Annotated in this window: 20 protein-coding genes; 5 read left to right on the plus strand and 15 right to left on the minus strand. The window is 67.4% G+C overall.

All coding sequences use genetic code 11. The annotated features are described in order from the left end of the window. Positions 1-69: 69 nt before the first annotated feature. A complete protein-coding gene (locus FXO19_RS12255; protein WP_484496923.1) occupies positions 70-1,704 on the minus strand; it encodes a GspE/PulE family protein in 1,635 nt (544 codons plus the stop codon). 272 nt (positions 1,705-1,976) lie between these two features. On the opposite strand from FXO19_RS12255, the gene glyQ reads away from it, so the two are divergent. Genes glyQ through glyS form a run of 3 tightly spaced genes read left to right on the plus strand, consistent with a single transcriptional unit; the run spans position 1,977 to position 5,211 of the window. After that, on the plus strand, positions 1,977-2,885 hold the full coding sequence (gene glyQ / locus FXO19_RS12260; RefSeq protein ID WP_149195387.1) for a glycine--tRNA ligase subunit alpha: 909 nt from the start codon (positions 1,977-1,979) through the stop codon (positions 2,883-2,885). After that, positions 2,882-3,094: a hypothetical protein gene (locus FXO19_RS12265; protein ID WP_149195388.1), complete on the plus strand. Its 213-nt coding sequence runs from the start codon at positions 2,882-2,884 to the stop codon at positions 3,092-3,094. The genes glyQ and FXO19_RS12265 overlap by 4 nt, the downstream gene beginning before the upstream one ends. Then, a complete protein-coding gene (gene glyS, locus FXO19_RS12270; protein WP_149195389.1) occupies positions 3,091-5,211 on the plus strand; it encodes a glycine--tRNA ligase subunit beta in 2,121 nt (706 codons plus the stop codon). The genes FXO19_RS12265 and glyS overlap by 4 nt, the downstream gene beginning before the upstream one ends. Positions 5,212-5,241: 30 nt before the next feature. On the opposite strand, the gene FXO19_RS12275 is transcribed toward glyS, so the two are convergent. The 12 genes from FXO19_RS12275 to FXO19_RS12330 all read right to left on the minus strand — a co-directional run bounded on the left by FXO19_RS12275 (position 5,242) and on the right by FXO19_RS12330 (position 18,531). Continuing rightward, positions 5,242-6,375 (minus strand): transporter substrate-binding domain-containing protein, encoded by a 1,134-nt coding sequence (locus FXO19_RS12275; protein ID WP_149195390.1) that lies wholly within the window; start codon positions 6,373-6,375, stop codon positions 5,242-5,244. 30 nt (positions 6,376-6,405) lie between these two features. Beyond that, entirely contained in the window at positions 6,406-7,533 is a 1,128-nt protein-coding gene (locus tag FXO19_RS12280) for a DUF3011 domain-containing protein (RefSeq protein ID WP_149195391.1), read from the minus strand. 49 nt (positions 7,534-7,582) lie between these two features. Beyond that, positions 7,583-7,936 carry a hypothetical protein gene (locus FXO19_RS12285; protein WP_149195392.1) on the minus strand — a complete coding sequence of 118 codons (354 nt, stop codon included), beginning with the start codon at positions 7,934-7,936 and terminating at the stop codon, positions 7,583-7,585. 193 nt (positions 7,937-8,129) lie between these two features. Next, the gene (locus tag FXO19_RS12290; RefSeq protein WP_317133787.1) at positions 8,130-11,069 is read right to left on the minus strand and encodes a protein kinase domain-containing protein; all 2,940 of its coding nucleotides are present in this window, start codon (positions 11,067-11,069) and stop codon (positions 8,130-8,132) included. A 112-nt stretch (positions 11,070-11,181) separates the two neighbouring features. After that, positions 11,182-12,129, minus strand: a complete 948-nt coding sequence (locus tag FXO19_RS19600; protein ID WP_255516395.1) for a hypothetical protein — start codon at positions 12,127-12,129, stop codon at positions 11,182-11,184. 120 nt (positions 12,130-12,249) lie between these two features. Next, entirely contained in the window at positions 12,250-12,825 is a 576-nt protein-coding gene (locus FXO19_RS12295; RefSeq protein WP_149195394.1) for a hypothetical protein, read from the minus strand. A gap of 54 nt (positions 12,826-12,879) precedes the next feature. Next, complete coding sequence (locus FXO19_RS19280) at positions 12,880-13,392, minus strand: hypothetical protein (RefSeq protein WP_187775763.1); 513 nt, start codon at positions 13,390-13,392, stop codon at positions 12,880-12,882. Between the two features lie 33 nt (positions 13,393-13,425). Then, on the minus strand, positions 13,426-13,971 hold the full coding sequence (locus FXO19_RS12310; protein ID WP_149195397.1) for a lysozyme inhibitor LprI family protein: 546 nt from the start codon (positions 13,969-13,971) through the stop codon (positions 13,426-13,428). Between the two features lie 59 nt (positions 13,972-14,030). Next, complete coding sequence (locus FXO19_RS12315) at positions 14,031-14,738, minus strand: DUF3011 domain-containing protein (RefSeq protein WP_149195398.1); 708 nt, start codon at positions 14,736-14,738, stop codon at positions 14,031-14,033. A gap of 83 nt (positions 14,739-14,821) precedes the next feature. After that, positions 14,822-15,364: a DUF3011 domain-containing protein gene (locus FXO19_RS12320; protein WP_149195399.1), complete on the minus strand. Its 543-nt coding sequence runs from the start codon at positions 15,362-15,364 to the stop codon at positions 14,822-14,824. A gap of 34 nt (positions 15,365-15,398) precedes the next feature. After that, positions 15,399-17,543 carry a patatin-like phospholipase family protein gene (locus FXO19_RS12325; RefSeq protein WP_187775764.1) on the minus strand — a complete coding sequence of 715 codons (2,145 nt, stop codon included), beginning with the start codon at positions 17,541-17,543 and terminating at the stop codon, positions 15,399-15,401. A gap of 154 nt (positions 17,544-17,697) precedes the next feature. After that, positions 17,698-18,531 carry a porin family protein gene (locus FXO19_RS12330; protein WP_149195401.1) on the minus strand — a complete coding sequence of 278 codons (834 nt, stop codon included), beginning with the start codon at positions 18,529-18,531 and terminating at the stop codon, positions 17,698-17,700. Positions 18,532-18,729: 198 nt separating this feature from the next. Here FXO19_RS12330 and FXO19_RS12335 point away from each other — a divergent pair, with 198 nt between their 5' ends. Further along, positions 18,730-19,425, plus strand: coding sequence for an ECF-type sigma factor (locus FXO19_RS12335; RefSeq protein ID WP_149195402.1), 696 nt, complete (start codon positions 18,730-18,732; stop codon positions 19,423-19,425). A 46-nt stretch (positions 19,426-19,471) separates the two neighbouring features. Here the strand turns inward: FXO19_RS12335 and FXO19_RS12340 are convergent, their stop codons facing one another. After that, complete coding sequence (locus FXO19_RS12340; protein WP_149195403.1) at positions 19,472-19,825, minus strand: hypothetical protein; 354 nt, start codon at positions 19,823-19,825, stop codon at positions 19,472-19,474. A gap of 73 nt (positions 19,826-19,898) precedes the next feature. Further along, the gene (locus FXO19_RS12345; RefSeq protein ID WP_149195404.1) at positions 19,899-21,728 is read right to left on the minus strand and encodes a mechanosensitive ion channel family protein; all 1,830 of its coding nucleotides are present in this window, start codon (positions 21,726-21,728) and stop codon (positions 19,899-19,901) included. A gap of 384 nt (positions 21,729-22,112) precedes the next feature. Between FXO19_RS12345 and FXO19_RS12350 the strand changes: the two genes are divergently transcribed. Then, complete coding sequence (locus FXO19_RS12350; protein WP_255516396.1) at positions 22,113-25,427, plus strand: S8 family serine peptidase; 3,315 nt, start codon at positions 22,113-22,115, stop codon at positions 25,425-25,427. Positions 25,428-25,438: the final 11 nt, after the last annotated feature.

Genomic DNA, 25,438 nt, shown 5'->3' on the forward strand with positions numbered 1-25,438 from the left:
GGCAGACCGCGCCATCTCCGAACGAATCCAGAATCCGAACCTGGATTTCCGGTTCCGATTGCATCTGCCTCACTCCCGCGGCGGCAGCACCGTGAGCACTTCCTCCACCGTGGTCACGCCCTGCGCGACCTTGGCGGCGCCGGCGGCGCGCAGGGTGCGCAGCCCGCCCTCCTGCGCGGCGGCGGCGAAGTCGGCCAGCTCCATGTCCGGGCGGATCCGCTTGCGCAGCGCCGGCGTGACCGGCATCAGCTCGTACAGGCCGACGCGGCCGAGATAGCCGGTGTTGCGGCATTCCAGGCAGCCGACCGCGCCCTGCGTCTCCCCGGCCGGCGGCCGCGCGTCGGTGCCGAGCAATGCCTGCCAGGCCTCCTCCGGCACGCTGCGCGGCTGCTTGCAGTGCGGGCACAGCGTGCGCACCAGGCGCTGCGCCAGCACGCCGTTGAGGGTCGAGGCGATCAGGTAGTGCGGCAGGCCGAGGTCGAGCAGGCGGGTTACCGCGGAAGGCGCGTCGTTGGTGTGCAGGGTCGACAGCACCAGGTGCCCGGTGAGCGAGGCCTGCACCGCCATCTGCGCGGTGTCGAGGTCGCGGATCTCGCCGATCATGATGATGTCCGGGTCCTGGCGCAGCAGGGTGCGCACGCCGGAGGCGAAGGTGAGATCGATCGCCGCGTGCACCTGGGTCTGGTTGAACTCCGGCGCCACCATCTCGATCGGGTCCTCGATGGTGCAGACGTTGAGGTCCGGGGTGGCCAGGCGCTTGAGCGCCGAGTACAGCGTAGTGGTCTTGCCCGATCCGGTCGGGCCGGTGACCAGCACGATGCCGTGCGGACGCTGCACCAGGTCGTTCCAGGCCGCGGCCTCGGCGGCGTCGAAGCCGAGCTGCTCGATCGGCTTGAACGCGGTGTCCGGATCGAAGATGCGCATCACCGTCTTCTCACCGAAGGCGGTGGGCATGGTCGACAGGCGCATCTCGACCTCGCTGCCGCCCGGCGAGCGGGTCTTGATGCGGCCGTCCTGCGGCCGCCGGCGCTCGCCCAGGTCCATGCGCCCGAGTACCTTGATCCGGCTGATCGCCGCGTTCATCACCGGCGGCGGCATTTCGAACACCTTGTGCAGCAGGCCGTCGATGCGGAAGCGCACCCGGCCGACGTCGCGGCGCGGCTCCAGGTGGATGTCGGAGGCGCGCTGCTGGTAGGCGTACTGCAGCAGCCAGTCGACGATGTGGACGATGTGGTGGTCGTCGGCGTTGACGTCGCCCGAACGCCCCAGCTCGACCAGCTGCTCGAAGCTCGGCGCCTCGCTGCCGCCCTCGCGCACGTCATGCGCGCCGCGGATCGAGCGGGTGACGCCGAAGAACTCCATGGTGTAGCGATGCAGGTCGAGCGGGCTGGTGACCACCACGTCGATCCGGCGCCGCAGCAGCCGCTGCAGGTCCGGCAGCCAGTCCAGCGCCAGCGGCTCGCTGGTGGCGATCAGCGCGTGCTCGCCGGTCACCTCGAGCGGCAGGATGCGATGGCGGCGGGCGTAGGCGTGCGAGATCAGCTCGGTGACGCCGGCGACGTCGAGCCGGGTCGGGTCGATGCGCCGGTACGGGTGACCGCTGACTTCCGCCAGCCACTCCGTCAGCTGTTCCAGGCCGAGATCGGTGCCCGCCACGCGCGCCGAGGGCAGCTTGAGGTTGGCCAGCAGCACCAGCGGATGCACCGCGTCGAGGCCGCGCCCGTGGCGGCCGGAAACCCGCGCGCGCTCCGCCTGCTGCGCATCGACCAGGCCGTCGGCGACCAGTGCGTCAAGTATCGATTCCAGCGCCAGCCGCCCCGGCGGCAGCCGGGAGGCGGGGCGATCGGCAGGCGAATGGCGCAGGTCGTTCAAGGCGTGCTCGCTGTCGCGGAGATGGCCGGACCGGTGCGGGCGCCGGGCGGCGCGGGGGTGGCCGCTATACTAGCGCGCCCGCGTTTCGAGCCCGACGCCTGCCTATGAGTGGTCCGACCTTTCAGCAGCTGATCCAGCGCCTCAATGCCTACTGGGCCGAGCGCGGCTGCGTGCTGATCCAGCCGCTGGACCTGGAGGTCGGCGCCGGCACCTTCCACCCGGCGACGTTCCTGCGCGCGCTGGGACCGGAACCGTGGAACGCCGCCTATGTGCAACCCTGCCGGCGCCCGACCGACGGCCGCTACGGCGACAATCCCAACCGGCTGCAGCGCTACTACCAGTACCAGGTGGTGCTCAAGCCGAGCCCGGACGACATCGTCGCGCAGTACTTCGGCTCGCTCGAGGCGCTCGGCGTCGACCCACAGGTGCACGACCTGCGCCTGGTGGAGGACAACTGGGAGTCGCCGACGCTCGGCGCCTGGGGGCTGGGCTGGGAAGTCTGGCTCAACGGCATGGAGATCACCCAGTTCACCTACTTCCAGCAGGCCGGCGGCCTGGAGTGCCGACCGGTGCTGGGCGAGATCACCTACGGCCTCGAGCGGCTGTGCATGTACCTGCAGAACGTCGACGACGTGTTCGACCTGGTGTGGACCCACGGCCCCGACGGCACCCCGGTGACCTATCGCGACGTGTACCACCAGAACGAGGTCGAACAGAGCACCTACAACTTCGAGGTCGCCGACGTGCCGGAACTGCTGCACCGCTTCGACGCCTGCGAGGCCGAGGCGCTGAAGCTGGTCGGCCTCGACCTGCCGTTGCCGGCCTACGAGCAGGTGTGCAAGGCCTCGCACTGCTTCAATCTGCTCGACGCGCGCCGCGCGATCGGCGTCACCGAGCGCCAGCGCTTCATCCTGCGCGTGCGCAAGCTGTCGCAGGCGGTGGCCGAGAGCTACCACGCACAGCGCGAGAAGCTCGGCTTCCCGGGCCTGAAGCGCGAGGCCGAAGCGGCATGAGCGCGGTTGGCGGCGATTTCGCACCGTACGGGCTGGTCGCATTCCTGTTCGGCGTGTTCTGCGCGTATTGGGCCCAGGAAACCGGACGCAGCGCCTGGCTTTGGTTTTTCCTCGGCCTGCTGCTGCCACCGATCGCGGGCATCGCGCTGCTGTCCAAGAACGCGGTCCGGCTCGAACGCTTCGCTCAAACGCGGAAGGACAAGGCATGACCCGGCTCGCGCCCCTGCTCATCGAACTCGGCACCGAGGAACTGCCGGTCAAGGCGCTGCCCGGACTGGCGCAGGCGCTGTTCGACGGCGTGCTCGACGGGCTGTCGAAGCGCGGCATCACGGTCGAGCGCGGCGAGGCGAAGCCGCTGTACACCCCGCGCCGGCTGGCGGTGCAGCTGCCGGCGGTCGCCATGGAGCAGCCTGAGCAACACTCGGAAGTCCTCGGTCCCTATCTCAACATCGCGCTCGACGCCGACGGCCAGCCGACCCGCGCGCTGCAGGGCTTCGCGTCGAAGGCCGGCGTCGAGTGGACGGCGCTCGAGCGCACCAGCGACGCCAAGGGCGAGCGCTTCGTGCACCGCGCGGTGAAGCCCGGCGCGCGCACCGCGGCGCTGCTGCCGGAGATCCTGCACGAGGCGCTGGCGGCGATGCCGATTCCCAAGCCGATGCGCTGGGGCGCGCACACGCATGCGTTCGCGCGGCCGGTGCACTGGCTGGTGCTGCTGCTCGGCGACGCCGTGGTCGACGGCGAAGTCTTCGGCCTGCAGGCCGACCGCATGAGCCGCGGCCACCGCTTCATGCACGACAAGACGGTGTGGATCGCGCGCGCGGACGACTATCTCGACGCCCTGCGCGCGGCGAAGGTGCTGGCCGACCCCGACGAGCGCCGCGCACGCATCGTGCAGGAGGTGATGCAGGCGGCGACCGCGGCCGGCGGCGAGGCGCGCATCGACGATGACAACCTCGAGCAGGTCAATTGCCTGGTCGAATGGCCGCAGGCGGTGGGCTGCGCCTTCGAGACCGAATTCCTGGCGGTACCGCAGGAAGCGCTGATCGCGACCATGGAGACGAACCAGAAGTTCTTCCCGGTGCTCGGCGAAGACGGGCGCCTGCGCGAGCACTTCGTCGGCATCGCCAACATCGCATCGAAGGATCCGGCCGAGGTGCGCAAGGGCTACGAACGGGTGATCCGCCCGCGCTTCGCCGACGCCAAGTTCTTCTTCGTCGCGGACATGAAGCAGGGGCTGGCGTCGATGAACGCCGGACTGCGCACCGTCACCTACCAGCAGAAGCTGGGCAGCGTCGCCGACAAGGTCGAACGCGTGGCGGTACTGGCCGAAGCGATCGCGGCGCAGGTCGACGTCGACCCGGCGCTGGCCCGGCGCGCGGCGGAGTTGTCCAAGGCCGACCTGCAGTCGCGGCTGGTGAACGAGTTCCCGGAGCTGCAGGGCATCGCCGGCCGCTACTACGCCTCCCAGGACCCGTCGCTCGACGGCCTGCCGCGCGAGGACCGCCTGACACTGGCCAACGCCATCGACGAAGCCTACCGCCCGCGCTTCGCCGGCGACGACATCGCCCTGTCCGGCGTCGGCAAGGTGCTGGCGATCGCCGAACGCCTGGACACCCTGGCCGGCGGCTTTGCCGCGGGCCTGAAGCCGACCGGCAACAAGGATCCGTTCGCGCTGCGGCGCAACGCGCTGGGGCTGGCGCGAACGATCATCGAGAGCGGCTTCGACCTGGATCTGTCACGGCTGGCCGAACAGGCCTTTGCATCCCTGCCGGAACCGGTGCAGCCGCATGCCGACCGGAATACGGAAACCGCGCTTCTCGATCTCTACGACTTCATCCTCGACCGCCTGCGCGGCTACTACGCCGACAAGGGCGTACCGCCGCAGCACTTCGCCGCGGTCGCCGCGAAACGTCCGCCGTCGCTGTACGACTTCGACCGCCGCATCGACGCGGTCGGCACCTTCGCCGCGCTGCCCGAGGCCGCGGCGCTGGCCGCGGCCGACAAGCGCATCCGCAACATCCTGCGCAAGGCCGACGGCGAGATTCCCGGCAGCGTGGATCGCGATCTGCTTCGCGAGCCGGCCGAACTGGCGCTGGCCGAGGCGGTGGAGGCGGTGTATGCCGAGACCGGCCACGCGCTCGCCCACGGCGACTACGTCGACGCGCTGGCGCACCTGGCGCGGCTGCGGCCGCAGGTGGACGCGTTCTTCGACGCGGTGATGGTCAACGTCGACGACCCGGGTTTGCGCCGCAACCGCCTGGCCCTGCTCAGGCGCCTGAGCGACCGCCTCGGCAGCGTCGCCGCGATCGAGCATCTGTCGATCTGAGCGCCGGGCGTCGATGGAGACGGGGCCTGCTCATGGCGATTCGCCGAAGTAGCGGGTCCTGAGCTCCTCGATCAGGCCGCTTCGATGCGCACCGACCAGCTCCACGGTGAGCGGTCGCGTCAATTCACTGTGGCGGGACAACCCGAATCCGTACTTGTCCGGCTCGAAGATGGCGCCCACCACCGCGACCGGCCGGTCCGGATTGCCATGGGCGAAATACTCGAGCACGGGCGCGTCGCCGACGATGGCGTCGATCCGGCCGTCGACCAGGGCGTCGACGGCTTCCTCGATGTGCGCATAGCTGCGGGCTTCCAGCCCGGCTTGACGCGCATATTCCTCGGCCACGCTGCCGGTCCTGACCCCGACCGGACGCCCGGACAGGTCGGCGACGCTGTTGATCTGGTTGGTCAATGACAGGGTGGTCATCACGCTGGTCACCGACGAGGTGACGTAGGCCAGCACCGCGATGCCGCAGATCAGCCAGAGACCCTGCCAGATCCGGCCGATCCAGCCGAACAGGTTCTTGCGCGACGGCGACTTGCCCGAGGTGGTGATCGACATGACGGTGTAGAAGCTCTCGGCAACGCCGTCGCGCCAGCTGCGCGGAAATTCCTTGTCGAAATGCCGGTCGAACAAGGTCACCAGGATCGTGGCGGCGACGATGACCAGGGCGATCCAGGCATACGCCCGCAGGTGGCCCGACTGGTTCAGTCCCGCGATCAGGCCCCGGAAACCCACGCGACGTTCATTGCCGACCATGATCCTGAGACCGGCATCGAACCAGGGATGGGTGAAATCGATGCGTTCCACCCGGCTCCGGGTGATGGTCAGGTTGGTCACCGCGACATCGACCTCTCCGCGGGCCGTGGCATCGACCAGTTCCCGGTACGTCTCCATCTCCACATAGCGGGCCTGCAGGCGGAGCCGCCCGGCCAGCTCATCCCACAGGTCGATCGCCATGCCGGTGTAGCGGTCGTCCCGCTTCATCACGAATGGAGGACTGACGTACACCCCGACCGTCAGCTCCCTGGGCGCTGCAGTGGCCTCAGCCGCATCGGCAGCGTCATTTTGTGCCTTGGCCGCGTTGGCCGCGCCCGTGCCCGCAGCCACGAGCAGCACGGCCAGGATCGCAAGGCATGCCGCGCGCGGGAACCCGTGTTTCATGGGATCGATTCCCATTGTTCGGGTGGCGGTCTACCGATTCGAGAATCGCGCACTGCAGGCATTGCTGACCCAGATACCGCGGCGTGGCAGATAGTCCCATGTCCGGCCCTCGCGGCACAGACCGGAAGAAAACTCCTGGGCCAGCCGGGGCCGGCCGTTGCGGTCGTCCCATTCACACCAGCTGATCGCGCCAGCGCTGCTGGTGCACTGGACGCTGTACTCGGGCCGTGCCGAGCCGGCCACGCCGAACCGTGCGTGACAACCCCGGTTCACCCACAGCCGGTCGCCGACGTAGCCCCAGCCCAACCCTTCGTCACACGGATTCTGCGACAGTTGCTCGACCAGCACGGGGCGGCCCCGGCGGCTGTCCCAGGCACAGCTGTAGGGACGCCCGTCCGTGCTCGAGCAGGTCACCGTGTAGCCGTCGACCGGCGGCGGGGTGGGACGGTGCGGCGGAGCGCTGCCGGGGATCCGGGTGAACTCGCCACGGCAGCCCGCATCGACCCAGACCCGGCCCGGCGATTGCCCCCAGGTGCGGCCTTCGATGCAGGCCGTGGACGAAAGCTGGCGCGTCAGCAGCGCCTGGCCGCGAAAGCCGGTCCGGCACTCCTGGCGGCGGCCACGCGGGCTTTCGCAGCGGACGGTCTCGCTGGCGGCCATGGCTTCCACGAAGCGTGCGCGGCAGCCCTGGTCGACCCAGACCAGACCCGGACGCACGCCCCAGTTCACGCCTTCGCTGCAGCGGATCGAGGACAGGTTCTGCGACAGGGCCGCGTTGGTCCAGCCCGTGCGGCATTCGGCATAGCCGCCGCGCTCGCTTCCGCAGACGATGCTCGGCTCGGGGCCGCCCTCGCCGCCATGGCCGTCGCCGAGGGAGCGGGCGATGTCCTGCTTGATGCGGCTGAAGGTCCAGTCGGAGCGGTTGACCTGATCCAGATAGAAGCGCAACTGGTCGCTGGGGATCGAACCTCCCCCCGACTGTTCGCTGTATTCCAGACGAATGACCCGGGTCTGGTCCGGCACGGAAAGCGTCCGCAGGTCCTCCGGCGCATAGGCCCGCTGCTGGGCATGCAGGCTCGGCACGGCCATGGCGGCCCACAGCAGCGCCGGAAGCGCGATCCACCACGCTCGGCCATGCGTACGGGCCGGCTCCGGCATGGGGCGGCTTCCGGACGTCCTGCCCGTGCGCATGGCATCGGTCTCCGTTTCAGTGCCCGCCATGCCCCTGCAGGGCGAGGTACTGGATGATGAAGTCCTGCTCGTAGCGGTGGCCCGGGTATTCCGCATCGACCCAGGTCCTGAACTCGGCTTCGCCGTCCTGGCCCCGATACAGACGGTGCAGGCGTTCGGTGAAGGCATTCACCTGCGGAGGGGTGTCCAGCGGAATCCGCCGGTACTTGGGATCGCGTTCGGCGGCGTCGCCCAATGAGACGACCCAATTCAGGAACTCGGTGTCCTGTGCCACTGCCCTGGAAGGGCCGGTCGCGGCGGCTTGCGGCGAAGCGCAGGCGCTCATCGCCAGGACCAGCGCGATCGCCAGGACAACAGCGGAGGATTTCATCGTGTCACGCCTCATGTCGTGTAGGGAGGGCGGATCCGCGCTTGCGGCAGCGGCAGTCGATTTCCTGCCGCCGATGCTGCCGCAGACGGTCACCGGTCGGGGTCATGGGTGTTATCGGAAATTGGCCGCGTGACAGGACATCGCCAGCCCCAGGGGAGCTTTCGAACCTGTCCGGAGGTCCGCTGGCGCCGCGTCACGGTCGCGGCCCGGATCCGTCGACCGCGGCGGTCTGCTCCAGTGCCGCGAGCCGACGCTCGGCCGTGGTCACCCAGCCCTGGTGGCCGACGTGCTCCGCGGCTTCACGGGCATGCCGGAATGCCGCTGCTGCCTCGTCGAACCGCTGCTGGTCCTGCAGCCAGCCCCCTTTCACCAGCCAGGCGGTATGCAAGATGGCGATGGCATAGAGGGTGTCGAACCTGGCGGCATCGGCGATCAGCCGATCCAGGGCGGGCTCCATCGTCTCGGGATCGGTGTCGTCGTCGCCGGCCAGGAGCGAAGCCTCGGACAGCCGCAGCGCCAGCATTTCCTGGCTGTCCGCACCGTACTGCCACACTGTGTCCTCCCGTGCCCGCAGCAGTTGCCGACGCGCCTTCTCGTTCTCGCCAACGCTCCTGAGCAGATCGGCAAAGGCGATACGATTGGTCGCGTCCACCGTGCCGTGTGCCCGTTCGGCATCCGCGATGGCGTCGCCCAGTGTGTCGATCGCTTTTTCTCGCATCGCCTCGTCGCCGGTCATCGACGCACGCGACCAGTACAGGTTGGCGAGCAGGGAGCGGGCATGCAGGGTGAGTTCGTGGGCCGGCCCGTTGTGTGCCTCGTAGATCGCCCGCGCCTTTTCCGTCAGGGCGATGGCTTCGTCGACCCGTCCGGCATGGATCTCGACGAAGGCGCGGCCGATGTCGATCCGCGCCGTGGCCGGGTGGTCTTTCCCGAGCGGCGTCTCGACCAGGTCGCGTGCCTGTTGCAGCGATGTCCGTGCCGAGTCGTAGTCGGAATTGAGGCCCTGCATGAAGGCCAGCTCGGTCCATGCCTGGCCGGTCTGGATGTGCTGGCTGCCGAGCGTGCGCTGACGACTGGCGAGCAGCTGCTCCGCCATTTCCAGCGCCCGCGCTTCGCGCCCCGGTTTGCGTGAAGCGCGCACGGTGCGTATGAGCGACTCGCGGGCATCGTCGGCGGTAACCGGGTCGCTCTGCCCGGCCAGTTCGATCGCCTGCAGCAGCTCGGCCTCGGATTCGGCCAGCCGCATGCGCCAGCGATACCAGGTCCCGCGCTGGATCAAAAGTTGCGCCAGGACCGGGTCGCCGATCGAGGGCGACAGCTTGCGGGCTTCGGCCATGGCCCGCGCCAGGGCCTGGAACGCGAGTTTCGATCGCCCCTGTCCGGACTGCGCAATCGCGAGCTGGTCCTGCAGGCGTACCCAGGCGAGCCGATGCGGGTCGGTCAGGCGCAGCGACAGCGCGGCCAGCCCTTGCCGCGTGGTGCGCTCGGCCTCTGCATGCCGAGCCTGCAAGTTCTGGATCCGGGCCAGCGTCGCAAGGTTGAAGGCGGTCTGCAATGCGTCCCGGCCGCTGTGCTCCAGGGCCTCGCGCGCCAGTGCCTCGGCACGCGGATAGTCGCCGGTCAGGGCGCGGCTCCGGGCCAACAGGGACAGGCCGCGCGCCAGCACCTGCGGGCTTCCGGCCTCTCCTTCCCGCGCCTGCTCCCGCAGGGTGCGTTCGGCATGGTCCAGCAGCTCGGTCGCCTGCATCGACATGTCGCCCAATCCGGAAAGCGTCGCCATGCCGAGGGTGTTTTCCAGCAACTGGTTCACCCGGTGGGTCACCACCGATTCGCTCCGTGCGCGCTGGCTCTGCCAGCCCCAAAACGCCGCCGCGACCGCCGCAACGATGACGGCGGCCGCGACCAGGATCGAGAGGTCGCGGTTGCGTCGGACGAAGCAGCCGAAGCGATAGCGCACCCCCCGCCCGTGGGTGGCGACGGGCCGCGTGGCCAGCCAGGCGCGCAGATCGGCCTGCAACGACTCGACGTCCGGATAGCGGGCTTCCGGATCGGTCGCTACGCAGCGCAGGACGATCGTGTCCAGTTCACCTTTCAGCTGGCTGGACAGCTCGTGCTGTCCGCGGGCGCCGCGGGCGGTGACCTCGTTGTCGGTGATGCCTTCGGCCAACCGACTGGGAGGCATGGGGACATGCCGGATCGCGGCAGGCTTGGCCGGCAGGCGGGCACAGAGCAGCTGGCACAGGACGACGCCGAGGGCATAGATGTCGGTCGTGAATCCCGGGCTTTCTCCCTTCTTCAGCTCCGGAGGCGTGTAGCCCGCCGTCATTGCCAGCGACTTGTAGTCCCCGACGCTGGCATCGACCAGCGAGCTCGACAGCCCGAAATCAAGCAGGCGCGGCCGACCCTCCGGTGTCACCAGCATGTTCGAAGGCTTCACATCCTGGTGCAGCGTGCCGCGTGCATGCGCATAGGCAATGGCATCGCAGGCATCGATGAACAGCTCGACCCGCTTCCGGATCGCCAGTCGATGATGATCGCACCACGCGGTGATCGGTTCGCCATCGACCCACTGCATCACGAACCAGGGATAGCCTTCATCGTCGATGCCGCCGTCCAGCAGCGGCACGATGTCGGGATGATTGAGCTGGGCCAGCACGTCGCGTTCGTTGAGCAACGCGCTGACCAGCCTGGGCGATGAAATATCCGCACGGACGTACTTCAGGGCGGCGACCTGCTGGTACTGGCCGTCGATGCGCTCCACCTGGTAGACGGTGCCCATGCCGCCGCTGGCGATGGTATCCACGATCCGCCAGTTCCCGACCTCCTGACCGATGCGCTTGTCGGGAGCCGGGGGGGCCTCGTGGTCCGAGAGCAGCGGGGCGAGTGCATCCAACGACCAACGGTCCAGCCGCGTGTCGATACTGGCATCGGCCCGCAGGAGCGCGGCGAGCGCGCCGTGCAGTTGCGGATCGGCGTGCTCGAGCTCGGCCAGGCGCAGGCGGCGCTCTTTCTCCGGCATGCCGACGTAGCGATCGAAAAGCAGGAGGGCGCGAATCTCGGGGCTGGTCATGGTGCCTTCTATGGCAGAACGATAGGATGACCGGAAGGCGGTGCCGGGTCCGTATTCCTGCATGGGTCGGCGCTGTGCTTGCCGTGCCGCCCATGTTGCCGATGATGTCCGTGCACTGCGATGGACCAGTTCCCAAAAGCCGGATGGCGCCCGGACGGACGTTTCAAGCCAGTCTTCATTCGTCCGGCAGCAGCTTGCAGCCGAGGCGGATCGGAGAACGGGTGGCAATGGCCAGACTGTCTTCGTACAAGTCGCAGTCGAGGATGTTGTCCTCGGAAGAACGGCGGCCGGAAAGAACGTTGATGTTGACCCGCGGGCCACCGGAAATGAGCCGCACGCGGTCGCGCTTGAACTGGCTTCCGTCAAAGACGGCCTGATGGCTCCCGGGCGCAAGCTCGGGTGACGCGGAGCCCAGGTCCACCATGCCCAGGTCGTCCGCCATGTCCCTGGCGGCAGGCGTCGCAAACCCGAAGTAGGAAACATAGACCACGATGGTCTCGGTGTCCTTGTGCAACCGCCTGGCGGCGGCGTCGGAAAGCTCGATGTCCACGGTCAGCGGAAACTCGACGGCGTCCTTGGCCGCTTCCTGGATCCGGGATATCGAGACCCGCGGCGTCTGGCACGCCTCGTCCTCGCACCTGCCGCTGAGCCAGACTTCGCCGTCGCCGAACATCACGCCCTGGGTGTTGACCAAGACGTCCGAGAACTTCTGCGTGGTGATCGTCGAGGCAATGGCAGGGGTGATGATCCGGTCGTATTCCTGTACGAACTGATCGGCGTTCATGACGACCCTCCGGCCGTCTACCGAAATACTCAGCGGGAAGTCGACCAGCCGGGATACGGCGGCCTTGTCACCCGCGGCCACAGCTGTCTGCAGCGCGGTGAAGGCCGACCTGTATTCCTCCGCACTGCCGAACAACGTCTCGATCTGGGCGACGACGTCGCGGCCCTCCTCCGCCGGTTCCACCGCGTCCGCGGGCTCTGCGCCGGCCGGCGTCTTGCGGATTTCCGCGTCCTGTCCGCCCGTCTGCACCAAGGCGTCCGGGTCCGTGCCCGGGCGACCACCGCATGCCGATAACCAGAGTATTGCCCCCAGCAAGACCAACGTGGCTTTGATTTTCATGTCGTGGTCCTCCCCCGCCTTGCAGACTGTCGTGCAGCAGCAACTCGTTGCCGCCAGTCATCGTCGTTCCCCCCGCGCGCTTCATCCGCTGGCCTTCCCCGGAGTTTCCGGGCCGCCTGTCTAGCCGTCGAGATCGCTCGTGTCCTGGAGCGCGGTGACCATGATCGATTGCTTTTCGCAGGCGTCGTCCTCGCAGATGCCGGTCAGCCAGACCTGGCCATTGCCAAACATGAGGCCGTTCTTGTTGACCATCAGGTCGGCGAACTTCTGCCGGGCAATCGCATTGGAGACAGCCGGGGTGATGATCCTGTCGTATTCCTGCACGAACTGATCGGCGTCCCTGATGGTCCGTTTTCCGTCGACGGCGCCTTCCAGCGGATACAGCACCATCTGCGACACGGCATCCTTGTCGCCTGCAGCCACGGCCTTCTGCAAGGCCAGGAAGGCCGCTCTGTAGTCATCCACATTGCCGCCGAGTATCGATTCGATGTCCGCTGCGACCGAGGCGTCGTCTTCGCCAGGCGCCGCAGGTGCGTCCACCGCCCCGTCATTGCCTGCACCATCGGTGCCGTCGGCGGCGGCGGCGGCTTGCGTTTCGGCCGCCGGTGCCGACGCTTCCGGCGCGGCGTCGGAAGATCCGCCGCATGCGGACAGCAGCAACACGCCAATGAAGATGATCGAGTTTCCGGTGTTCATCCAGACCTCCCCGCGTTCCAGGTCGCTATGACAGATGCGTGCGCAACACTTGCGTCAGCTGATGACCGTCTCGGCAAAGCACGCCGCGAAATCAGCCGGGGCACCGAGTCCCGCCGCCCATTCGATCAATCCCTGCCTGTCGTCTTCCTCAGCCATCCCTGCCCAGACGCCCTTGAACTGCAGCCGGCCATCGGCGGACTCGAACACGAACCAACCAGGGTCCGCGATCGGCGTGGCTGCAAACACGGCGCTCCACGTGCCGATCCCCATGAAGCGGACCACTTCCACCTCCGTGGGCTTCACCTCGGCGTTCATCGCATCGACAACGAGCTTGGGGTATTGCTTGTGATGTGCGTCAGCGAGTTCCATGTCGGCGCCGGTGCAAAGCGGCGCATCGCCCGCGGCGGCAGCGGCGAATGGATCCGCCACGGCCCCGGTCGAGGGCGCGGCAGCGTCCGGTGCATCGGCCACCGGCGCCGATGCTTCCGACGCGGTATCGGCCGAACCGCCGCATGCGGACAGCAGCAGCAACATGCCAACGATGGCCATCGAATTTACGCTGTTCATCCAGAGCATCCTCGTGTTGTGATCCGTGCGATTTCAGTTCGCACCAGGAATTACGCATCCGTCATCGCTATCCTCTTCCTTGCCGCAGTTCAGATAGCCTTGGAAGTCATTGACGCGCCTCTGCGTCAGATCTGTCGCGCAGTTGTTGAAGTTCATGGGATAGGCGCTACCGCCGGACGATCGGGCCGCGGACAGGTTGCATTCCGCATCGCGGAACGCCATCCACTTCCTTTGCGCATCGATGAGCAGCTTCTTCGTATCGTCATCGTCCTCCAGGCGCGCTTCCATTTCCCGGTACAGCTTGTTCAGCTCGTCATCGACCGGCTTCAGGTCATGCTCGGAACACGCTGTCAGCTCGGCCTGGCTCTGGGCCTTGCTGTAGCAGTCGTCGTCATCGCTCGCGTTCTGCGTCGTGCTTGCGGGCCGGGCCGGGGCAACTTGCGCGGTGTCGTTGTCGCTGGCGGCTGCGTTCGGTGTGCCTGCCGAAGATGGCGAGGTGTCCAGGGCGTCATCAACGGGGTCGCCGCAGGCCGACAGCAACAGGAGCACTGCCAGCGCGGTTGCCTGTCTGATCTGCATTTCGGTCTCCTTGTCGCAGATGCTGCGGATCGCGCACCCGGTGGTCCGGACACGACGGATCAATCGTCCCCATCGTCTTCGTCGCTCGAGAACTCCGTCTGGCCCGGCTCTGGCGGGTCGTCCGAGTCGTCGTTGTCCGATGCATCGTCGTCCGAGCCGGGGTCATCCACCTCGCAGCCAATGCCATGGCAGCCCTGGTAGTTGCCATGGGTGTCGAAGTTCGGATTGCCTTCGCGGTCGTACTGCGGACGATCATCGACGACCTGCTGGTCCGGATCGTCCACCAGGCAACCGACGCCGTGGCAGCCGGTGTAGCCGGAGCCGGAGTTGCGGGTGTAATGGTAGCTGTTGGTGGTGCTGTGACGCCGGTCACCGGACTCCGCCGCACCTTCGATCAGCGCGCCCAGGACCGCGCCCGCCACCACTGCGCCGGCGTCGTGGCCGCGTGGACCGTAGGTCCGCGCGCCGTTGTCGTAGGTCCCGGCCTGGCCGTGGTGGTAGCCGCCGGCATCGGCGAACACGCCGGAGCAGCCCTGCGACACCCAGATCCGGCGCGTGGCGGGGTTGAAGCCCCAGGAGCGATTGATGATGCAGGCCGCCTGCGAGCTCTGGTAGACCAGCTGCGGCGCCTCCAGCGGAGCGTAGCACTCGTTGTACTGATAGTTGTGGGACAGGCATTCGACCGTCGTCTCTGCTGCGGCGGGCGCCGGCAGTCCGATCCAAGCAAGGCTGGCAATGATGGTCAATACGGGGAGTTTCATGTCCATGGCGCGCTCCTGGTGGCTGGGTCGGGACACGAGGCATTGACGTCCTTGCGGCAGGCATCCCGTCGTGGGGTCGGATGTCGCGGTCAATCTCCGCCTTCGAACGTGGTCTGTCCCGGTTCCGGCGGACCATCCGGGTCGTCCACCAGGCAGCCGACACCATGGCAGCCTGTATAGCCGGAGCCCGAGTTGCCGGTATGGTGGTGTGCGTTGCTGGTGCTGTGGTGCTTGTGGTCCGATTCGGCCGCGCCCAGGATCAGCGCGCCCAGCACCGCGCCCGCCACCACCGCACCGGTATCGTGGCCGCGATGGCCGTAGCTGCGCGCGCCATCGTCATGCGTGCCGGCCTGGCCATGGTGATAGCCGCCGGGGTCGGCAAAGACGCCGGAACAGCCGTCCGAGACCCAGATCCGGTTGGTGGCGGGATTGAAGCCCCAGGTCCGGTTGACGATGCAGGCCGCATGCGAGCTTTGATAGACCAGCTGCGGCGCTCCCAATGGGGCATAGCACTCGTTGTACTGATAGTTGTGCGACGTGCACTCCACGGTCGTCTCCGCGGCCGCGGGTGCCGGCAATCCGAGCCACGCCAGGGTGGCGGCGACGACCAATACGGTGGGCTTCATGTTCATGGTTTGCTCCTGATAAGGAAGGCGATGTCCGGGCTCACGGATGGCGGCTTGTCGACAGCATGGACCCCACCTTGAGGTAAAGCGAATCGATGCCGTGCTCGGCGCGACCGTATCCAAGGAAGATCGGCCCGATCCGGGTATCGATCCCCAGGAACAGGCTGCCCGCACCGATCAGGTCCTTCGATCCGAGGAAGCCCGATTCGTCGGAGTGGCCGCCCGCCTCCAGGCTTCCGCCCAGGTAGACCGGCATCGACAGCAGTGAATCCGCGTGGCCGAGGTGCCGGTAGTAGACCAGTCGTGCAAGCCCGGTGTGCTTGGCGAAGATCGCGTCGTCCTGGTAACCGGACAGCCGGCCGAGTCCGCCGAGGAAGCCGTACGCATCCAATGCCAGCCCTTTGTCGATGTGCGCCGACGAGCCCTGGATGCCGGCCAGCACGCTGTGCGCGCCCCAAGACCAGACCGCATCCCAGACCAGCCGGGTGACACCGGCATGCAGATCGGAGCCGAGCGATTCCCGGTACAGCCGGTGGCTGGCGTCGAGCCGTTGGCCGCTGCGCGGGAAGGCCGCGCTGTCGAGCGTGTCGTAGGCGACGCCGAGCGCGAAGCTGCCCAGGTCGGCGCGGGTGTATTCGCCGTCATCCCCGATCAGCAGGCGGGCCCGCTCGCGTCCGCGTGCCAGGCCGGCCGACAGCTCCCAGCGGTTGCGAAGGGCGTACGACCAGGTCAGCCCGCCGCTCCAGGCGCTGTAGCGATACTCGGCCGTGCTGCGATGGGCGGTGGCATCCACGGGGAGGTCGAAGGCACGGTAACCGGCGTGCCACCGCAGGGCCTGATGGCCGCTGCCGACGGGCTGATGCAATTCCCCGCCGAGGCGATCGATCCGGCCGATGCCGAGGCCCAGGCGCGCTTCGGCGCCCATGGCCGACAGGCCGGTCAGGGTCAGCTCGGTATCGAGCTGGTAGGCGCTGTTGCCATCGAAATCGCTGGACAGGCCAAGGGTCGAATGAAGGAAGCCCGGCCCCCAGCGTTTGTCCTGCGGCTCGATGACCAGGCCGGTCCGGCCGTCACGGGTCTGCAGCTGCCATTGCAGCTGTTCGTAGCGGTCCTCGCCGTAGGCCGCGCCGAGGTCTGCATCCAGCGCGTCCAGGTCTAGCGGATGCCCGAGATGGGATTGGGTCGTACGTGCGATGTACGTTCCGGTGCGTGTCGAGTCACGCAGCACGTCGATGAAGGCGATCAGCGGGGCATCGGATTCGGGCAGCCGGTGGTGCTGTTCGAACCGCGCGTATTCGGCCGGCGAGGCGCTGAAGCGGCGGATGTCCAGGGTCCGCTTGTCCGCCGCCTCGAAGCCGATGCCGATCGCCGTCGAAGCGCGGTTGAATTCCTGGGCGCCGAAGTAGCCGAGCGGCGGCGTCAGCAGCAGGTCGTCGTCGTCCAGACTGGCGACCTGGGCCTCGACGAGGTGCTTCATCAGTACCCGCAACGCTTGCTGGCTGACATCGAGCGGCGTGTTCAGACGCGCCTCGTCGAGCAGCGGCGAGCCGACCCGCGACACGATCAGGCGCTCTGCGCCAAGCTTGCGCGCTTCGTCGATCGGCACGTTGTCGACGATGCCGCCGTCGACCAGCAGGCGTCCGTCGACGCGGACGGGCGCGAACGCAGCCGGCACCGACATGCTGGCGCGGATCGCCATGGGCAGGTCGCCACGGTCGAACACGACCTTCTCGCCGGTGACGATGTCGGCGGCGATGGCGCGGAAGGGAATGGGCAGGTCGTCGAAGTGCTCGATCCGCCAGGTCGGCAGCAGCAGCCGGCGCAACAGCAGTTCCAGCCGCTGGCCCTGGATCATGCCGCGCGGAAACGCGATCTTGCCGTTGCGCAGGCCCAGCTGCATCCCACCCAGGCGGCGCAGGTCGTCGCGTTTGCGGCGCATCGTGCGCTGCGCACGCGGGGTGCGGTCGTGCAGCACCGATGCCCAGTCGACGTGCTGCAGGATGGTTTCGATTTCGTCGGCGCCGTAGCCGGCCGCGTACATGCCGCCGACGATCGCGCCCATCGAAGTGCCGACGATGCAGTCGACCGGCACACGCTCGCGCTCGAGCACCTTCAGCAACCCGATGTGGGCGGCGCCGCGAGCGCCGCCGCCGCCCAGCACCAGGCAGGTGCGGGGCCGTTCCATGGCGCCCGATTCGCCCCCTTGCGCCACCGCATCCCCGGCGAACGCGACCACAAGCAGGGCCAGCGGCACGATCGCCCCTGCAAGCCTGCGCCGTGCCCGGCCCGGGGCCGATGCCGAGGATGACGAGGCAGATTCCGGCGACATCGAGGCGATCTCAGAACCGATACGTCGCGACCAATTGCGGCCCGCGGTTCTTGATGTTGATCTCGTCGCGATGCGCGCTATGCTCGAACTCCAGGTCGATGTCGTTGTAGTTGTAACGCAGCGCAAAGCCGAAGTGTTCCCATGGGAAGAACTCGGCCTTCACGCCAAGGTCGACGGCATCGCCGGAAACCTTGCCGCCCGATTTGCGCACGTAGGACGCGTCGATACCGACGCGCCAATGGTCTGCAATCGAACGGGTGTACTCCAGGTGCAACAGCGGTGCCCAGTGGGACTCCGAGATCGAACTGGCAACGGCCTCGAACTCGCTGTCGTCATCAAGCGCGGCAGCCAGGTTCGCCGAGACCTTGTAGCGGATTGCGCCCAGGCCGATGCCGAAGGCGCTTCGCTCGCCATGATGGAGCAGCCAGGAATAGGATGCGCCAAGCAGGTTGATGTCGATATCACCCGTGGCGGCGGCGGTCTCGCGGTAGATATCGTCGCCGATGACGAGGTCCCGTTCGAGGACCCGCGTGGCACTGGCGTCGTGGCCGTAGCGGAACGCCTTGAGTCGGTGCCGCCGACCGATCGTGCCGCCGATCTCGAGATAGGATTCCGTTTTGTCCATGTCCAGGCCGAAGTCGCGCTGGAGGTCGACGTGCGTGCCTTGGCGCGTTCCCGTTGCGGAATCCCGGCGCAGCGTGACGTCGTTGTTGGCCTTGTAGGCGCCCGCCGAAATGTAGAACCTGTCGACCGCCTCCACGGCAGCGGCATCGGTGGCGACGGCCATCGCCGGAAGGGCCAGGGCGAGCACGGTCCGGATGCGGAGGTCGTTTGAATGTTTCATTGCAATCCCCTCAAATTGTGATCGAGTTCTATTACCCGGATACCGTGTGCCCGCTGGATACGCCCGATTGCAATCACGGCTTGTGCCTTCACGTCATATGAACTTGCGCCCGACTTATGCTCGGACCAAAGCGCTGCCGCGGTTGTCCGAACGATTTCGGTCATCCAATCGATTCGTGAAAACAGGGCTTGAGGGGACATGGAGTACCGTCAAAATCTGCTTCCGTCTTCATCGGGGGATCTGACGGCACCTGCGCTCGGCGATGATATGGCCGAGTCGGTCACACAGCTCCTGGTTGAAGCCGAACAGACCGGGGGCGACGCCTGGAACCGGATCTACGGCCTGATCTATCAGGACCTGCACCGGATCGCCCGTTCCCAGATCCGGCAGCAGATGAACCCGGGGTTGTCGCCGACATCGCTCATCAGCGAGACCTGGTTGAAGCTGGTGCGCTCGCAGATCTCGGCCAGCAGTCGCCCGCACCTGGTCTCCCTGATCGCCCGCGCGATGCGTTTCGTTCTGGTCGACGAGGTGCGCCGGGCCCTGGCCAGCAAGCGGGGCGGCCGCCAGGTTGCGGAAAGGTTGTCTTCGATCCGGGAACCGGCCGCCGAGGATGACCGGCTGGAGGAGGTGCTTGCACTCGACAAGGCGCTCGAGTCGCTTGCGGAAATCAGCCCCCGCCTGACACGGGTGGTCGAGCTGCGTTACTACGGCGGCCTTGAGGAGACCGAGATCGCCGAGCTTCTGGGGGTGACGAGCCGCACGGTGCGCCGCGACTGGCGCAAGGCGCGCGCTTTCCTGCAGTGCCATCTTGCCGGCATCCAAGACACGCCTGCCGCCCTGTGGGAAGGCTGCGGCGAGACGGCTCCCCTGACATCCGAAGCCAGCCGGTAGCGATTCGGTCGAACCAGTACGCGAGGTGCCGGCCAAGCGTCGGCCATCACTCGCAAGCCATTGCGGCCGCCTTTTTGGTAAATCCCGCGTTCTCGGCCCTGCAGGAAGAAACGAGGGCGTGCACGTCGGGCGCTTCCGTCCACTGCGACCTGGCCCGATCGAGCGAGTCCTCCAGCAATGATGCCGATGGATGGCCCTCGATCCGGGCGAGGCATGCGTCCACGCGCTCGACGTAGTCCCGGCAGGCTTTCGGCAGACCGACAGGCGTGGAAGCCTTGTCGAACATCGACGCAGCGCCCATCTCGAGGACGGCTGCATCTTCCTCCACGATGGCCACCTCCCCCTTGCCGCAGGACATCAGCAAAGCACACGTCCCGATCAGCACGGGACGCAGGTCCATGGCTCGACTCCACCCTCTCATCTTCATTCGATCTCCTGAAGCGGCGCTGCGTTCGGACTTCGTCCAAGGAACCCTATAGACCTTGCTCGCGAAAGCGACGGATGATTTCGTGATTGATCATCTGGCAATGCTCCAGATAGGCCCGATGGTCTGGCGGGCCGTACCAATACGTGGCCGTGATGTTGAGGGAATCGGAGTTGATCTCGTTGAAGACGACGTGCGGCGGCGGCCGGTCCGGATGATTGATGGCCTCGTTCGGATGCCGCGTTCCCGGCGCCTGCCCACCATGCAAATCCGCCTGCGGCGCGCCGTCCGATTCCGCGGCGCCGGCATCGGGCACGGACAGGATTTCACGCAGGATCTCCACGGCGCGTTGAATCTTCTCCTGCGGCGTGTCGTAGGCCAGGGGAAGGTCGATCGTGCGCCGGATGGATGGGCGCATGTCGACGTTCTCGACATCCATGCCGGCAACCTTCTCGTTGGGAATGCTGACCAGATGCCCCGAAAGCAGCCGCAGCCGGGTGGAGCGCATGCCGACATCTTCGACAACGCCGTCATAGCCCTGGAGCTTGACCCGCTGGCCAACCTCGAAAGGCTTGTCCAGGAGCAGCATGAGACTGCCGAAGACGTTGCGCAGCGTGTTCTGCGAAGCCAGCGCGACCGCGAGGCCCGTGACGCCGGCACCGGCGAGAATGGTGGCCAGCGAGAAGCCCAGAAGGTGCATTCCTTTCAGCAGAGCGGCGACGATCGCGATGATGCTCACGACGCGAATGCCGAGGATCGCCAGATGGATGTCGGCCGGGCGCCGTTTCGCGCGCTCGGTCGCGGCCGCCAGCTCGATCAACACGGTTCCGAGCGAGAACAGGAAGACGATGCCCGCGAACAGGCCCATGCCGTAGATGATGTAGACGGCAGCCTGGAACACCGGTCCGGTGATGAAGATCTTGTCGCCGATTAGGTCATAGAGCAGATAGCTGGCGAACATCGTCAATAGCGGCACGAGCAGCAGCGTCGAATCGCGCGCAAGGGGCGCGGCGTCCCGCGTCGCCCGCTTGAGGATGGACGACAGGAACCAGATCGAGAGGAACGCAACGGCAAAGAGCAGGACCATTGCGATCCATTGCCAGATGGTCTGTCCCAGGATTCCCTTGTGCATCCAGGCGGGCAGTCCGTCCGACCATGCCTGGAGGGTCGGGCGCGGCGTCAGAAAGGACGCCTCGTAGAAACCTTGCGCGGCGGTGCTGCGGTACGGAAACGACTTGAGTTGCCAGAAGAGATCCTCGGCCGTCTCCAGCGTCTCCTCGCTGAACAGGTATTTCCCCTGGTTGGGTCCATCGTCGATGCGCGCGATGACGAGCGGACTGCTGCCGATCTTCCAGGCGGGCGGGTAGCCCTCATCGATGGCGGCGAGCATCTGTTTCCGGTCCGGGATGCTTTCGACCGGGGGCAGGCCGACCCGGTCGATGACCTCTCGCAGATAGACCGCGGAATTCACCGCGACATCCTGCCGCAGCGACGGCGCGACGTTCCTGAGATCGAAGAACCATTGCATCTCGTCGTACAGATGCTGCAGTTCCGCGTCGTCCTCCGCCGTGTACGTGTCCTGTCGCAGGAGGTCGTAGTAGCGCTGGGTCCGCTTGAGGAAGCTGATAATCGTGTCGCGGGGGCTGTTGGTGTTCGCCGGCGAGAGGAGCTCCTCCAGGGACTGGAGGCTGGCGTCATCGGGTTCGGCGAGTTGATCGAGAACGGCTTCGATGCCGCGGGTGCTTTCGGACGGGAAGAAGGAGAAGCTGGTGTCCTCCTCGGCAGGATCGGGACCGGCGTCCTGCGCAAGCACCTCGGTACCGAGCGTGACGGCAAGGAGCACCATGACAACGTGCAGGATGTAGTGCTTGCTGCTCATTTCATTCGATCAGGTGTGCATGCAGGCGTCGTCTGGCGCCCTGATGTCCAGGCGGCCTGGAAGATGGTCCCCGTGGGAGCACGCTTGTCCGCCGCGCCGGGCAAGCCATTGATCTGCATCCGCACCTCTCTTCGACCTGTCCCTCATGGTGAATGCCTCGGGAAATGCCCGGGCGAGAGGACATGTCCTGTCCGGGACCGGTTTCGCGAATGAAAAGCGGGAAGTGGTCCGCAGCGATCCCGGCCCTCGGGCCGCGCGTGGCCGCACCTCCCTACCCGCTCACGAAATGCCAACCGCCAAGGAGATCTCATGCGTCCGGCTTCCAGAAGGAGGACCGCTGCCGGTTCCACGCCTCGCCCCGCCCGCTCCTCGCTTTCGCACGCCGTGGCCTGCGCGCTGCTGCTCGGCGTCAGCGCCACCGCTGCCGCGCAGGACTATCAGGAGCCGGGCGCGATCGGCGATCCGGACAGCTGGGTCACTGACGAGTTCAAGGCGGACTGGGGTCTGGCCGCCGTCAACGCGCACCATGCCTATGCGCGTGGACTGACCGGCGCGGGCGCCAGGCTGGGCATCCTGGATACCGGGGCCATGGCCGATCATCCGGAATTCGCCGGTTCCGGGCGCCTGCACCCGATTCTGTCGAGCGTCGAATTCCAGGACTCCACGCCGTGGAAGGCCGACGGCGGCATCGGCCGCCTGGTGTTCGGCGATCATGGCACCCACACCGCCGGCACCATCGCGGCCAGCCGCGATGGCTTTGGCATGCATGGCGTGGCGTTCGGCACGAACCTGTTCGTCGCATCCGGCTATGCGCTGGACAGAACCATCGAGCTGGTGGGCGAAGGCACCGAAGACAACTACGGCATCCTCGGAGAGATCAACAAGTACCTGGAGGAACAGAACAAGCAGCTCCCTCCGGACCGACAGCTGCCGCTCCTGGACAAGGACGAGGTGCTTGCATTGTTGCCAGGCGAATGGTCGGCAGACCCGTTCGACCCCAGGCTGGTCGCCGACGGCTTCGACCAGATGGCGGAGCAGGGCGTGCGCGTGATCAGCAACAGCTGGGGACGTACTGCGGACCTGGGCAGCGGGTTCGAAGCCATCGCCCAGACATACGAAGATGTCAGGAGGCAGGATCAGCCCATGCATGATGCCGCCGTGCGTGCCGTGCGCGACCATGGCGTCCTGTTCGTGTTTGCGGCCGGCAACAGCGGGAACGAGAGCACGCTCACCCATGCCGATGTCGAACCCAGCCTGCCGGCCTTCATTCCTGCGCTGGAAAGCCACTGGGTTTCGGTGGTTTCCGTCACCAGCGACCTGGAGCGCAGCGGCTTTTCCAGCATTTGCGGTGAAGCCAGGGACTGGTGCATCGCTGCGCCCGGGAGCGGCATCACCAGTACCGGCTTCGACCCGTACGACGACAGTGAAAGCCGGCTCAACCTCGTCGCTTTCCTGCTGGCCGAGGCCAAGCGGCGCCAGAGCGAAGGCGAGACCGCGGCGGAAGTCCTGGAGAACGTCCGCCAGGCGCTCATCAGCGAAGCGACCCCGGAGCAGCTGAAGCAGCTGCAGGACCTCTACGCATTGGTCGGGATCGACTTCACCCAGCCGAACGCCTTTGCCACGGCGCTGACCGACATGCTTCCCACGGAGCACGAACCGCTCTACAAGGACATGGACGGCACCTCGATGGCCACCCCGCACGTAACCGGGGCGCTAGGCCTGCTGTTCGAGCGCTTTCCCTATCTCACCGCCACCCAGGTGCGTGACGTGATGTTCACCACCGCTGCCGATCTGGGCGCAGCGGGCGTAGACGAGATCTACGGCTGGGGCCTGCTCGACCTGGAAAAGGCGATCGAGGGCCCGGGCATGCTGCGCTACGACACCGTGGTCGACATGGACCAGGCCGCCGGCGGCGCAAAGGTCTGGGAAGGCGACGCCTGGGACGACTGGACCAACGACATCGGCGGTCCCGGCCGCCTGTTCAAGGATGGCGCGGGCTGGTTGCGCCTGTCCGGCGACAACAGCTTCGCCGGCGCCTCGGTGCGTGCGGGCATTCTGGAGCTCGACGGCGATAACGCCTTGACCGGCGATGTCGAGGTCGTTGGCGGCAACCTCATCCTCAACGGCAGCCTGCAGGGCAGCGCGCTGCAGGTGTTCGAAAACGGATTCGCCCTGATCGCGGGCACCGTCAGCGGCGGCAGCACGTGGGTGGCCGGCGGGCTTGGCGGCGATGGCGCCCTCGGCGACGCCACCATCGTCGGCACCATCGCCCCCGGCGACGGGTTCGGGCGCGGGATCGGCGCGCTGACCTTCAACGGCGACTACACCCAGGCCGCCGGCTCGGTCTACAGGGTCGATCTGTCGGCCGACGCTTCCGATCGCATCGCGGTCGGCGGCGGCGCGGACCTGCAGGGCGGCAGCGTGGCCGCGGCCGCGATGCCGGGCGAGTCCGTGCTCGGCCAGCGCTATCGCATCCTGTCTGCCGACGGCGGCGTCGACGGCAGCTTTGCCGGCCTCGACACCTCGGCCTGGGACGTGCCGTTCCTGTCCTTCGATCTGGCCTATTCGCCGTTCGCGGTGGATCTGGACGTGAGCCGCGGTGCGTCGTTCGCCTCGGTAGCCGCCACCTGGAACCAGACCTCCACCGCCACCGCGCTGGACGGCCTGTCGGACAGCGACTCCTTGTTGCAGTCGCTGGTCTACCTCAACGGCGAACAAGCGGTCGCCGCCTTCGACCAGCTGTCCGGCGAGCTGTACCCGAGCCTGCGCTCGGTGCTGGTGGAGAGCAGCCGCGCACCACGCGCCGCAGTGATGGCGCGCGCGGGCAGCGGCGCCGATGGCTTCGCGATGCAGGGCCGCGAGGACCGCGGCCACGGGTTGTGGGTCGACGCCCACCGCGGCGGCGGCCACATCGACGGCGACGGCAACGCCCACCGCATCGACCACAGCACCCGCGATCTGCTGCTCGGCTACGACCATCGCTTCGCCGCGGGCTGGCAGGCCGGCGCGATGATCGGCACCGGCCGCACCGACTTCGATGTGCGCGGCCTCGGCGACCGCGGCCATGCCGACAACCGCCTGTTCGGCGTCTACGGCGGCGGCCACTGGGGTGGCTTCGGCGTGCGCGCGGCGTGGATCCAGGCCCACCACGACATCGACACCGAGCGCCGGATCGTCTTTGCCGGCTTCGACGAGCGCGCATCGGCGACGTTCGACGGCCGCACACGCCAGGCGGTGATCGAGGCCGGCTACCGCTTCGGCCGGGAACGCTGGGAGGCCGAGCCGTTCCTGCAGTACGCCAACATCCGCGTCCATCACGATGCGATCGACGAGGCCGGTGGTTCCGCGGCGCTGCACGGCCCACGGGTCGCCAACCGCGTCAACGTCGGCACCTTGGGTGCACGCTTCGCCATCCATCTCAACGCGAGCGGCCAGGAACAGACCTGGCTGAGCCTGCGCGGCATGCTGGGCTATCAGCGCGTCGGCGGCCACCGCACGCCGGAGACCTGGCTGGCGTTCGACGGCAGCGACGCGTTCGGCGTCCGCGGCGTGCCGGTGGAGAAGAATGCGGTGGTGGCCGAAGCCGGATTCGCGGCCCGCACCAGCGCGCACACGATGCTGGAGTTCGGCTACAGCGGCCAGCATGCCAGCGACGCCAGGGAACACGGCGTCAACGTCCGTTTCTCCGCGAGGTTCTAGGTTGCGCGGGA

This window comes from Luteimonas suaedae (assembly GCF_008312895.1).
GTDB classification, from domain to species: Bacteria; Pseudomonadota; Gammaproteobacteria; order Xanthomonadales; family Xanthomonadaceae; genus Luteimonas; species Luteimonas suaedae.